Here is a 12,456-nt window from a genome sequence, read left to right on the forward strand (position 1 = left end):
CCCTGCCGGGGGACCGGCGCCCACCTCGCCGTACGGCCCGCGCCCACGTCCGCGCCCGCGCACCCCCCGCGTGGCGCGGCCGTACGGTCACCCCCCACCGAACACATGAGGTCCATCGTGAAACCACGCGTCATCGCTCGTTCCCTCGTCGCCCTGGCGGCCCTCGTCCTGGCGATGGTGGTCGCGCCACCCGCCCAGGCCGCCTCGGCCACCGCCGTCTTCGTCAAGACCTCGGAATGGGGCTCGGCGTTCGAGGGCAAGTACACGATCACCAACGGCGGCACCACCACCGTCAACGGCTGGTCGGTCGCCTTCGACCTCCCGGCCGGGGGAAGTGTCAGCTCCTCCTGGGACGCGACGTCGAGCCGCAGCGGGCAGCGCTTCACCTTCACCAACCTCGGCTGGAACGGCACCCTGGCCCCCGGCGCGAGCGTGAGCTTCGGCTTCATCGCGAGCCCCGGCGGCGCCACCCCGGCCGGCTGCACCCTCAACGGCGCGCCCTGCGGCGGCGGCAGCGGTCCCACCGTTCCCGGCAAGCCGGGTGCGGTGTCGGCGACGGCGGCGGCGAGCAGTGTGTCCCTGTCGTGGGGTGCGTCGTCGGGTTCGGTGACGGGGTACCGGGTGTACGAGGGCTCGTCGGTCCGGGCGACCGTGACGGGCAGGAGCGCGACGGTGTCGGGGCTGGGGGCGTGTGAGGCGCACACGTACACGGTCGCGGCCTACAACTCCGCCGGTGAGGGTCCCAAGAGCGACCCGGTGACCGCCACCACGACCGGCTGCACCGGCGGCGGCCCGCTGCCCAAGCACTTCCTGACCGGCTACTGGCACAACTTCGACAACCCGGCCGTCGAGCTCCGCCTCTCGGCCGTGCCCGACGAGTACGACCTGATCGCGGTCTCCTTCGGCGAGGCCACCGCCACGCCGGGCGAGGTCGTCTTCGGCGTGGACCCGGGCCTGTCCGCCTCCCTGGGCGGCTACACCGACGCCCAGTTCAGGGCCGACGTGCAGACCCTGCACGCGCGCGGCAAGAAGGTCATCCTCTCGGTCGGCGGCGAGGCCGGCCGCGTCCAGGTGGCGAGCGCCGCCGCCGCGACCCTCTTCGCCGACACCGTGTACGCCCTGATGCAGAGGTACGGCTTCGACGGCGTCGACATCGACCTGGAGAACGGGCTCAACGCCACCTACATGGGCCAGGCCCTGCGGCAGCTGCGCGCCAAGGCCGGCGCCGACCTGATCATCACGATGGCGCCGCAGACCATCGACATGCAGTCCACCGGCGCCGAGTACTTCAAGCTGGCGCTGGCCATCAAGGACATCCTCACCGTCGTCCACACCCAGTTCTACAACTCCGGTTCCATGCTCGGCTGCGACCAGATGGCCGCCTACTCGCAAGGCACGGTCAACTTCATGACCGCGCTGGCCTGCATCCAGCTGGAGAACGGCCTGCGCCCCGACCAGGTGGCGCTCGGCCTGCCGGCCGGACCCGGCGCGGCGGGCGGCGGGATCGTCTCCCCGGCGCTGGTGAACCAGGCCCTCACCTGCCTGGCCACCCGGACCGGCTGCGGCAGCTTCGTGCCGCCGCGCGCGTACCCCGGGATCCGCGGCGCCATGACCTGGTCCATCAACTGGGACGCCAGCAACGGCTGGAACTTCTCGCGGACCGTCAAGCCCCACCTCGCGACCCTGCCCTGACCCCCTGACCCCCTGACCTCCTTGCCCTTCTGATCCCTCGACCTCCCGACCCGGGCCGGCCCTGATCCCGGCCCGGGCCCACCCCCGGTCCACCCCGGGCCCACCCCGGTACCGCTCACCCGACGCCCCCACCTCGCACCCCCCGCACCTCCCCACCCGAGGAAGAGCCATGAGATTTCGTCGAACGCTGATCGCGGTCATCGCCGCGCTCGGCATGTCCGCCGGCCTGTCGACGGTCGCGCCCCCGGCCCTCGCCGCGTCCCCCACCGCCGTCTTCACCAAGGTCTCCAACTGGGGCAGCGGCTTCGAGGGCAAGTACACGATCACCAACGCCGGCACCACCACCGTCAACGGCTGGTCGGTCGCCTTCGACCTGCCCGCGGGCGCCAACATCGGCTCCTCCTGGGACGCGGCCCTGAGCCGCAGCGGGCAGCGCTTCACCTTCACCAACGTCGGCTGGAACGGCACCCTCGCCCCCGGCGCCACCGCCAGCTTCGGCTTCAACGGCACCCCCGGCGGCGCCACCCCGTCCAACTGCACCCTCAACGGCACACCCTGCGGCGGGGGCAGCGGCCCCGGCACCCCGGGGACGCCCGGCACCCCGTCGGTGACCGGCACCACCAACTCCTCGATCTCCCTGTCCTGGGGCGCCTCCGGCGGCACCGTCACGGGCTACCGCGTCTACGAGGGCGGCACGCAGCGCGCCCAGGTCACCGGGACGAGCGCCACCATCGGCTCTCTGGGCACCTGCACCTCGCACACCTACACCGTCAAGGCCTACAACGCCCAGGGCGAGTCGGCCGCCAGCGGCCCGGTGAGCGCCACCACCACCGGCTGCACCAACCCCGACCCGGTCGGCAAGATGCCCGGAGCGCCGTACCTCTACATGGGCTGGGGCAACCCGCCCAACCCCGCCGCGGTCATGAGCGCGACCGGCGTGAAGTCCTTCACCATGGCGTTCATCCTCTCCAGCGGCGGCTGCACCCCGGCCTGGGACGGCAACCGTCCGCTGACCGGAGGCGTCGACCAGACCGCGATCAACCAGATCAAGGCCGCGGGCGGCAGCGTGCAGATCTCCTTCGGCGGCTGGTCGGGCAACAAGCTCGGCCCGAACTGCTCCACCCCGGCCGCCTTCGCCGGAGCCGTGCAGCAGGTCATCAACGCCGTCGGCCCGGCGGTCGTGGACTTCGACATCGAGAACTCCGACGAGTTCGAGAACTACACGGTCCAGGACCGCATCCTCAACGGCCTGAAGATCGTCAAGCAGAACAACCCGAGCGTCAAGATCGCCGTCACCTTCGGCACCACGACCACCGGCCCGAACACCCACGGCATCCGCCTGATCAACCAGGCCAAGGCGCTGGCCGTGCCGATCGACAACTACACGATCATGCCGTTCGACTTCGGCAGCTCCAACATCTACACCGACACCGTCAACGCCTCCGAGGGCCTGAAGAACGCGCTCAAGGCCGCCAACGGCTGGACCGACGCGCAGGCGTACGCGCGGATGGGCATCTCGGGCATGAACGGCCTGTCCGACCAGCAGGAACTGACCACGGTGGCGGCCTGGACCCAGATCCGCGACTGGGCCAGGTCCAAGGGCCTGACCCGCTTCGCCTACTGGTCGGTCAACCGCGACCGTCCCTGCCCCGGCGGCGGTGTGACCTCCAACTGCAGCGGCATCGCCCAGGCGGACTGGGACTTCACCCGCGTCACCGCCGGTTTCTGACCGATCCCGGCCGGCCCTGCCCGGCGGTCCCCGTCCGGCCCCGGTCGGTCCCCGGCCGGGACCGCCCGGTCCCCGCTCGGTCCGGGGCGATCACCGGCCGGCTCGCACCACCCACGGTCCGCGTCCTCCTCGGGGCGCGGACCGTCCCCCACCTTCCAATGATCTCTGCGGGGTACATCGGATGAACCTCAGGAAACTCGCGGCGGCCGTCGTGCTGGCGCTCGGCGGCGCGACGCTCGCCGCGACGCCCGCCCACGCCGCCAACATCGCGGTCAACCCCGGATTCGAGAGCGGACTGATCGGCTGGAGCTGCACGCAGTCCTCGGGAGCCGAGGCGGTCACCTCGCCGGTGCACGCCGGAACCCGGGCCCTGCGGGCCACGCCCGCCGGGAGCGACACCGCCCGCTGCGGCCAGACGGTCGCCGTCAGGCCGTCCTCGGCGTACACGCTGTCGGCCTGGGTCAGGGGAGGGTACGTCTTCCTCGGCGCGACCGGCACCGGCGGGACCGACCCCAGCACGTGGGCCTCCTCCCCGAACGCCTACACCCGGCTGTCCACCTCGTTCACCACCGGCCCCTCCACGACCTCGGTGACGATCCACGTCAACGGCTGGTACGGCCAGGGCGCCTACCAGGCGGACGACGTCGTGCTGGACGGCGCCCCCGGCCAGGGACAGCCCCCCGCCGCGCCCACCGGGCTCACCGGCACCGGCAACGCCACCGCCGCCTCGCTGAGCTGGACCGCCTCCCCGGGGGCGACCGGTTATAACGTCTACCGCAACGGCACCAGGGTCGGCACCGCGACCGGGACCACCTTCTCCGAGACCCCCGGCACGGGCACCCACGCCTACCAGGTGAGCGCGACCAACGCGGCGGGCGAGTCGGCCAGGTCCGCCACGGTCTCCGTGACGGTCGGCACCGGCCAGCCGCCGCTGCCCCCCGTACCGTCGGGCCTGGCCGCCACGGTGAGCGGCGCCACGGTCTCGCTGCGCTGGACCGCCTCGGCGGGGGCGACCGGCTACGCCGTCTACCGCGGCGGAACCAGGGTCGCCACGCCGACCGGCACCTCCCACACCGACACCCCGGGCGCGGGCACCCACGTCTACCGGGTCGCCGCCGTCAACGCCGCCGGGGAGTCCGCCCGCTCCGGCGAGGTCTCCGCCACGGTCACCGGCACCCCGCCGGCGGGCGGCCTGCCCAAGCGGGTGATGGTCGGCTACCTGCACGCCTCCTTCGCCAACGGCTCCGGCTACATCCGCATGGCCGACGTACCCAACGAGTGGGACGTCATCAACCTGTCCTTCGGCGAGCCCACCTCGGTCACCTCCGGGGACATCCGCTTCACGCAGTGCCCGGTCGCCGAGTGCCCCAACGTCGAGTCCGAGGCCGAGTTCATCGCCGGGATCCGCGCCAAGCAGGCCCTGGGCAAGAAGGTGCTGATCTCGATCGGCGGCCAGAACGGCCAGGTCCAGCTCGCCACCACGGCCGCGCGCGACGCGTTCGTCCGCTCGGTGGGCGCCGTCATCGACAAGTACGGCCTCGACGGGCTGGACATCGACTTCGAGGGCCACTCCCTCTACCTCGACGCCGGCGACACCAACCTGTCCGCCCCCACCACCCCGGTCATCGTCAACCTGATCTCCGCCCTGCGGACCCTCAAGGCCAGGTACGGCGCCCGGTTCGTCCTGACCATGGCGCCCGAGACGTTCTTCGTCCAACTCGGCCACCAGTTCTACGGCCCCGGCCCGAACGGCTCGGCCGACCGGCGGGCCGCCTCCTACCTCCCCGTCATCCACGCCCTGCGCGGCGACCTGACCCTGCTGCACGTGCAGGACTACAACTCCGGCCCGATCGTCGGGCTGGACGGCCAGTACCACACCATGGGCACGCACGACTTCCACGTGGCCATGACCGACATGCTGCTGGCGGGCTTCCCGATCGCGGGCAACCCGAACAACGTCTTCCCCGCGCTGCGCCAGGAGCAGGTCGCCATCGGCCTGCCCGCCGCCGCGTTCGCGGGCAACGGCTTCACCACGCCTGCCGAGGTCCAGAAGGCCTTCGACTGCCTGGCGAAGGGGACGAACTGCGGCCCGTACCGGCCCAGGGGGGTCTATCCGAACCTCCGCGGCCTGATGTCCTGGTCGATCAACTGGGACAGGTACAACGCCCTCGAGTTCTCCCGCAGCCACCGGGCCTACCTCGACGCCCTGGGCTGACGAACCCCTCGCCGCCGGAAGAGACGGACTTCCGGCGGCGAGGCCCCACCCCCGCCCGCGTCCCGCCGCCCGCGTCCCCCCGCCCGCGTTCCGCCGTCCGTTCCTCGTGGACCCGGACGCCGCCGCTCCGCGTCCCGGCGCGGTCGCTCGGCGTGACGGTCCCGGTTCCGAAGGTCGCGAAAGCTGGCAGAGTGGTCTCGTTTCCGGGACCGGGTCGCTGGAAGGTTCCGGTGTCCGGCAGGCTAGGGGCCGTCATGGACTACGCAATTCTCACGGGGCTCGTCCTCGTCTCAGGTGTCGTGCTCGCCCTGGTGGCGCAGTGGAAGGGCTGGCGGCCCTCCCTCCTCGTCGTGCTGGCGGTCGGAGTCGTCTTCAGGGTGCTCATCATGAGCACCTCGGCGATGGACAGCTGGCAACCGGTCGACTTCATGGAGAGCTTCAAACCGGCCGGAGAGGCGATCCTGAACCGGCAGGATCCCGTCCTGGGCAGCGAGGGCGGCTGGCACTTCCTGCCGACCATCCCCTACGTGTACGGCCTGCTGCTCTGGCTGGGCATCCCGTGGGAGGTGGGCGGGCGACTGGTCACCGTGGTCGCCGACATCGTGCTGATCCCGCTGGTCGGCAGGCTCGCCGGTGGCCCTGCCGCCTCGCTGCGGGCCTTCCAGTACGCCTGCAACCCGCTGGCCATCCTCGTCGCCTCCGTCCACGGGCAGGTCGAGCCGGTCGCCCTGGTCTTCGGGGTCGCCGCCTTCGTGGTCGCCCGCGGCCCCGGAGACCCGAACCGGCCGGGCATGACGACGGACGTGGTCGGGCTGGTCCGCCGAAGCGTCGCGTTCCGCGGCCTCGGCGGCGCCGTACGGCACGCCGCCGGCCCCGCGGGCGCGCTCAGGCGGGCGCTCGCGCCGCGTCCCGACGACCGGCAGGTGCTGCGCCGCGCCGTGCTCGGCGGGCTGCTGATGGGACTGGCGCTCTGCGCCAAGAGCTGGCCGATCTGGCTCATCCCCGGCATGCTCCTGCTGCTGCCCACCGTCCGGGCACGCGTGGTGGCGCTCGTGGCGACGGCCGTCGCGCCGATCTTCTTCCTGGTCACCCTGCCGATCTTCGCCGGTACCTCGCTGAACCAGATCCCCGAGGTCATCAGGGTGATCCAGGACATCCGCCCGATCGTCGGGGAGTGGGGCTACAGCGCCATCCTGGTCGGCGGGGACTGGACCCTGTCCCCAGAGATCGCCACCTTCGGCACCCGCCTGATCTACGTCACCCTGCTGCTCACGGCCCTGCTGTGGCGCCGCGCCGACCCGGTCGACCTCACCACCGCGCTGCTGCTGGCCTTCATGGTCGTCACCCCCAGGCTCGGCGCGCAGTACCTGCTGTGGTTCATGCCGTTCCTGGTCGCCCGGCCCACCCGCTTCGCCTGGCCCGCCATCATCGGCGTCTCGCTGTGGGCCGGGTACGGCTACCTCTACATGACCCAGTTCGACACCACCACCTGGTGGAACCTGCACTCCGTCTGGGCGCAGTGCTCCGTGGTGCTCCTGCCGATCCTCGCGCTCGCCATGCCGTGGGAGCGCATCGTCTCCCGGCCCGCCGGGACCCCCGGAGGGGCACCGCCGCGCGAGCCCGTCACCGCCCCCGCCTGATCCCGCCCGGCCACGCGGCCCGCGTCCTCTCCCGGAACGGCCCGGACGCGGCCTCGTGGGTCAGGACGGCCCCGTCGGGTTCGGACGCTCCTTCCGCCCCGGACGGCCCTCATCCACGGATGACGGGCCGTCCGGGCCGATCGGGACGGGCTGGTAGGTTCCGATGTCTGTGAAGAACACCGTGGAAATCCTGCGTTACACCGCTTTCACCCATGATCCCGGGGGCGGGAACCCGGCCGGGATCGTCCTGGAGGCGGCTTCCCTCTCCGACGCCGAGATGCTCGCCGTCGCGGCCGAGGTCGGCTACTCCGAGACGGCGTTCGTGACCGCCCGGGACGACGAGCGGCGCGCCTTCGAGGTCCGGTACTTCGCCCCCACTGCGGAGGTGGCGTTCTGCGGGCACGCCACCATCGCCACCGCGGTGGCCCTGGCCGAACGGCTGGGGACCGGGCGGCTGCTCTTCGACACCGGTGCCGGTGAGATCGCCGTGGACACCGAGGTCGTCGACGACGCGCTGCGGGCCACGCTCACCAGCGTTCCCACGCGCTCTGCTCCCGCCGCGGAGGAGGCGCTGGAGGAGACCCTCGCCGCCCTGGGCTGGTCCCGGGACGAGCTCGACCCGGCCTTCCCGCCGCACGTCGCGTTCGGCGGCGTCCAGCACCTCGTGCTCGCCGCGGCCTCGCGCGAACGGCTGGCCGGCCTCGACTACGACTTCGAGCGGCTCAAGGCGGTGATGACCCGCGAGGGCTGGACCACGGTCAACCTGTTCTGGCGGGAGAGCGACGAGCGCTTCCACGCCCGCAACCCCTTCCCGATCGGCGGCGTGGTGGAGGACCCGGCCACCGGAGCCGCGGCCGCGGCCTTCGGCGGCTACCTGAGGGTCCTGGGCACGGGCTCCGCGGAGTTCACGGTCCTGCAGGGGGTGGACATGGGACGGCCCAGCACGTTGAAGGTCTCGATCGCCGACCCCGACGGCCGGAGCCGGGTGAGCGGCGGAGCGGTGGCCCTGGAGACCGCCTGACCAAGGCGCCCGGCCCCGGCGTCCGGGTCCCGGTCCTGATCCCGGCTCCGGCGTCCGGCAGCGGCTCTCGGCCCCGATCTCCGGTTCCCGCTCCCGGAGCCGGGGGCCGCCGAGGGCCGGGACCGGGCCCTTGACTTTGACCAAGCACTTGCTCAAGATCCGGGTGTGGCGACATTCGCGGACCTGATCCGGGCGCGAGCCGGCGACGAGCACCCCGGCCTGCGCTTCGAGGACCAGGAGTACAGCTGGGCGCGGATCGTCCGCGAGGCCGAGCTGCGCGCCGCCCTGGCCCTGGAGACGCGGGAGCCCGACCGGCCGTTCCACCTCGGCGTCCTGCTGGAGAACGTCCCCGAGTACATCTTCTGGATCTTCGCCGCGGCGCTGTCCGGCGCTGCCGTGGTCGGCATCAACCCCACCCGCCGGGGCGGGGAACTCGCCGCGGACATCCGGCACACCGACTGCCGGTCGATCGTCACCGACACCGCGCACTCCGCGCTGCTCGACGGTCTCGACCTCGGCCTGCCGGCCGGTCGCGTCCTGCTCACCGACACCGCCGCCCACCGTGACGCGCGGGCCCGCCTCTGCGCGGCCGAGGCCGGGGCGATCGTCGCCGCCCGGCCGGCCCCCCGCCCGCAGGACGTGCTGCTGCTGCTCTTCACCTCGGGGTCCACCGGCAGGCCGAAGGCGGTGATCTGCGGCCAGGGGCGGCTGGCCGCCATCGCCGCGCGGGGGAGCGCGTTCGGGATCGGCCGGGACGCGGTCACCTACCTGGCCATGCCGCTCTTCCACGGCAACGCCGTCATGGCGAACCTGGCGATGGCCACCGCCGCCGGAGCCACGGTCGCCATGCGCCGCCGCTTCAGCGCCTCGGAGTTCCTCGCAGACGTCCGCCGCCACGGCGTCACCTACTTCAACTACGTCGGCCGCGCCCTCGCGTACATCCTCGCCACCCCCGAGCGTGAGGACGACGCCCGCAACCCGCTGCGGGCCGCGTTCGGGACCGAGGCCTCCGCCCGCGACCTGGCCGAGTTCGCCCGCAGGTTCGACGCCGAGATCATCGAGGGGTACGGCTCGTCCGAGGGCGCCATCACGATCAACAAGGTGCCGGGGACCCCGCCCGACGCGCTCGGCCTGCCCCCGGAAGGGGCGGACGTGGCCGTCCACGATCCCGGGACCGGCCGCGAGTGCCCCCGGGCGCTGTTCGACGCGGCCGGAGGACTGGTCAACGCCGACCGGGCGATCGGTGAGATCGTCCGGCGTGACGCCTCCTTCGAGGGTTACTACGCCGACCCGGAGGCCGACGCCCGGCGGTTGCGCGACGGCCTGTACTGGAGCGGCGACCTCGGCTACCGCGACCAGGCCGGCTACTTCTACTTCGCGGGCAGGGACGCCGACCGGCTCCGGGTGGACAGCGAGAACTTCGCCGCCGCCCCCGTCGAGCGCATCCTGGCCCGCTACCCCGGCACGGTCATGTGCGCCGTCTACGCGGTGCCCGACCCCCGTACCGGCGACCAGGTCATGGCCACCCTGGAACTCGGCGGCGGCCTCGACCCGGACGGGTTCGCCGCCTTCCTGAGCGCCCAGCCCGACCTCGGCACCAAGTGGGCGCCCCGCTTCGTGCGGGTGACACGGCGGATGCCGCTCACCGCCACCAACAAGGTGGACAGGAACGGCCTGCGCCGGGAACGCTGGGAGTGCGCCGACCCGGTGTGGTGGCGTCCGGCCCGCGACCTGTCCTTCGTACCGCTGACCGAGGAGGCGCGCTCGGAGCTGCGCGCCCGGTTCGCCGAGTTCGGTCGCACCCGGCTGCTTCTCTGAACCCGGCCCTCGACCCGGCCTCGTCCGCGCTCCCGGCACGTCCCCGGACGTCGCGTCAGCCGGCCCCGTCGCCGGAGGGGCCGACCAACCGGCCCAGCGGCACCCCCGCCAGCCTCCGTACCTCGTTGGCCATGTGTGACTGGTCGGCGTAACCGCTCACGGCGGCGACCTCGGACGCGGGCATGCCGTTCCTGGCGAGCCGTAGCGCCCGCTGGAACCGCACCACCCGCTGCAGCACCTTGGGACCGTACCCGAAGATCCGCAGCGTCCGGCGCAGGAACTGCCGTTCGCCGAGTCCCAGGTCCCAGGCCACCTCCGCGACGCTCCGCCCCGCCAGCAGCGCCCGGGCGATCACCGGCGCGGCCGGGTCGGGCGCGGGCACCGAACGCAGCCGTACGGCCAGGGCTCGCTGCATGGTCGTCGCGACCGCCGTCGGCGACCGGTCCCCGGCCCCGGCGACGAGCGTCTCCAGGGGGGACAGGCCGGTGAGCGGGCCCAGCTCCGGCAGGGGCAGCCGAAGGTCACGCAGGTCGGCGAGCGGCACGCCGAAGACGTCACCCGCCGAGCCGGGCCGGAAGCGGAGCCCGACGTAACGCTCGTCCGACGACATCGAGACGGGCTTGGGGCCGGTGTCGGGCCCTGCCACCTGCACCCCCCGGGGACCCAGGATGAGATCCACGCAGCCGTCGGGCACGACCAGCTTCGTGGTGACGGAGCTCGCCTCGCTGACCCACGCGCAGGTCACCCACCCGCTGACCCGCTGGTCGGGCGCCCACTCGCGGTACATGCCCTCAGAGTACGGGCGCCGGCTTCCCTTCCCGTCCGGGACCGTCGTCCGTGCCGCCGTCCCCGCCGGGGGCCTTCCCCCCGTCCTCGTCGTCGTCCCCGCCCTCGTCCTCGTCGGAGGCCGATCGCCCGTCGCCGGGCACCTCGCCCGAGACCAGGGCGGCGGCCCAGTCGCCGTCGGGATCGCTGTCGATCAGCAGGGCACGGACCAGCAGGCTGAGCGGGATGGCCAGCAGCGCGCCCAGAGGGCCGAGGAGGGTCGCCCACAGGATGAGGGACAGCAGGGTCACGGTGGTGGACAGGCCGACGGCATCCCCGAGGAACTTGGGCTGGATCAGGGACTGCACCACGAAATTGATCACCATGTAGGCCACGATCACGAAGATCATGGTCTGGATCCCTCCCTCCAGGAGGGCGAGCAGGGCAGGAGGGACGAGGCCCAGGACGAAACCGACGTTGGGGATGTAGTTCGTGATCAGCGCCAGGACTCCCCAGAGCAGGGGGAGCGGCACGCCGAGGAACCACAGGGCGCCCACGTCCAGCGCCGCGCAGATCAACCCGAACACGGTCGAGACCAGGAGATAGCGGCGGGTCTTGCGGGCGAAGTTGCGGAACGCCTGGATCAGGAGGGGTCTGCGCGCCGCTCCGGCCTTGAGGACCCGCGAGAAGGAGCGCGCGTCCAGGCACATGGCCAGGACCAGGACGACGACGAGGATCAGGCCGGAGAAGGCACCCAGCAGACCGCTGATGAATCCCTGGGCGAGCGCGAAGATCTTGCCGGGGTCGAACGACTTGATCGCCTGGTTCATCTGCTCGGTGCCGATGCCGAGTCCGGCCGCGAACTCCTGTGCCTGTACGACGAGCTCGCCGAACTGCTTCTGGTACGTGGGGGCGAGCCCCGCGAGCTGCGCGACCGCCACGGTGAGGATCGCCATCATGCCGAGGAGGATCAGCAGGACCAGCACCAACGGGGCCGCGACCAGCGTCCATCCGGGAGCCCCGCGCCTGCGGAGCCAGGTTCTGACCGGGGAGACCGCCAGGACCAGGACGAGTGCCAGCAGCACCGGTCCGACGATCGACGCGACCTCCCGAATTCCCGCCAGGGTGACCACCGCGCCGGCGGTGCAGAGAAGCACGACGAGTGCCCTGGGCAACACTCTCTGGTCCGTCATGGTCGATCTCTACCCAGCAGGCGAGAAACACGTCTGCCTGGAGCGGACGCTTTGATTTGACGATGTCCGACGACCTACATAGAGTTCACAGGCCCGAGGGAGCCGGTGAAGATCACCAAACCCCCGGGACCTTCCTCTGATCATCTCCCTTGCCGGGACGCGTGCGTCACGACAAGATCCGGTTGGACATCAACGGGATGTTGGAGTAAGTTAGAGGGGTTGCCCTGGAAGCAGGGCAGACAACATGCTAGTGGTTCTGGTGAGTGCGGGTCGAGGTCGGGAAAACCGACAGTTTGACACGAATCACCGGGATTTACTAGAATGGTAGTACGAAATGGAACGCCCCTGGTGGTCGGCTGGTTGATCCGGTCGGTGGTCGGGTG

8 protein-coding genes are annotated in these 12,456 nt (G+C 72.1%); 6 read left to right on the forward strand and 2 right to left on the reverse strand.

What is annotated here, in order from left to right; genetic code table 11:
- Positions 1–117 precede the first annotated feature (117 nt).
- The 6 genes from AB0G16_RS01420 (at position 118) to AB0G16_RS01445 (ending at position 10,115) form a co-directional block, all read left to right on the forward strand.
- Positions 118–1,692, forward strand: a complete 1,575-nt coding sequence (locus AB0G16_RS01420) for a cellulose binding domain-containing protein (protein WP_362797117.1) — start codon at positions 118–120, stop codon at positions 1,690–1,692.
- Positions 1,693–1,861: 169 nt separating this feature from the next.
- Positions 1,862–3,421 carry a cellulose binding domain-containing protein gene (locus tag AB0G16_RS01425; protein WP_362797119.1) on the forward strand — a complete coding sequence of 520 codons (1,560 nt, stop codon included), beginning with the start codon at positions 1,862–1,864 and terminating at the stop codon, positions 3,419–3,421.
- Between the two features lie 181 nt (positions 3,422–3,602).
- Complete coding sequence (locus AB0G16_RS01430; RefSeq protein WP_362797121.1) at positions 3,603–5,636, forward strand: glycosyl hydrolase family 18 protein; 2,034 nt, start codon at positions 3,603–3,605, stop codon at positions 5,634–5,636.
- Positions 5,637–5,890: 254 nt separating this feature from the next.
- Positions 5,891–7,276 (forward strand): hypothetical protein, encoded by a 1,386-nt coding sequence (locus tag AB0G16_RS01435; protein ID WP_362797123.1) that lies wholly within the window; start codon positions 5,891–5,893, stop codon positions 7,274–7,276.
- A 181-nt stretch (positions 7,277–7,457) separates the two neighbouring features.
- Positions 7,458–8,297 carry a PhzF family phenazine biosynthesis isomerase gene (locus tag AB0G16_RS01440; protein ID WP_362797125.1) on the forward strand — a complete coding sequence of 280 codons (840 nt, stop codon included), beginning with the start codon at positions 7,458–7,460 and terminating at the stop codon, positions 8,295–8,297.
- Between the two features lie 165 nt (positions 8,298–8,462).
- Positions 8,463–10,115 carry an AMP-binding protein gene (locus AB0G16_RS01445; protein ID WP_362797127.1) on the forward strand — a complete coding sequence of 551 codons (1,653 nt, stop codon included), beginning with the start codon at positions 8,463–8,465 and terminating at the stop codon, positions 10,113–10,115.
- A gap of 55 nt (positions 10,116–10,170) precedes the next feature.
- On the opposite strand, the gene AB0G16_RS01450 is transcribed toward AB0G16_RS01445, so the two are convergent.
- Entirely contained in the window at positions 10,171–10,902 is a 732-nt protein-coding gene (locus AB0G16_RS01450; protein ID WP_362797129.1) for an AraC family transcriptional regulator, read from the reverse strand.
- Between the two features lie 4 nt (positions 10,903–10,906).
- Positions 10,907–12,073: an AI-2E family transporter gene (locus AB0G16_RS01455; protein WP_362797131.1), complete on the reverse strand. Its 1,167-nt coding sequence runs from the start codon at positions 12,071–12,073 to the stop codon at positions 10,907–10,909.
- Between the last annotated feature and the right edge of the window lie 383 nt (positions 12,074–12,456).

Origin of the sequence: Streptosporangium sp. NPDC023615, from assembly GCF_040640155.1 — a bacterium.
In the GTDB taxonomy this organism is placed as follows: domain Bacteria; phylum Actinomycetota; class Actinomycetes; order Streptosporangiales; family Streptosporangiaceae; genus Streptosporangium.

Excerpts from the sequence above, each read along its gene's own strand:
- AB0G16_RS01425 (WP_362797119.1), top strand. The coding sequence starts at position 1,862 with ATGAGATTTCGTCGAACGCTGATCGCGGTCATCGCCGCGCTCGGCATG.
- AB0G16_RS01450 (WP_362797129.1), bottom strand. The coding sequence starts at position 10,902 with ATGTACCGCGAGTGGGCGCCCGACCAGCGGGTCAGCGGGTGGGTGACC.
- AB0G16_RS01455 (WP_362797131.1), bottom strand. The coding sequence starts at position 12,073 with ATGACGGACCAGAGAGTGTTGCCCAGGGCACTCGTCGTGCTTCTCTGC.
- AB0G16_RS01435 (WP_362797123.1), top strand. The coding sequence starts at position 5,891 with ATGGACTACGCAATTCTCACGGGGCTCGTCCTCGTCTCAGGTGTCGTG.
- AB0G16_RS01430 (WP_362797121.1), top strand. The coding sequence starts at position 3,603 with ATGAACCTCAGGAAACTCGCGGCGGCCGTCGTGCTGGCGCTCGGCGGC.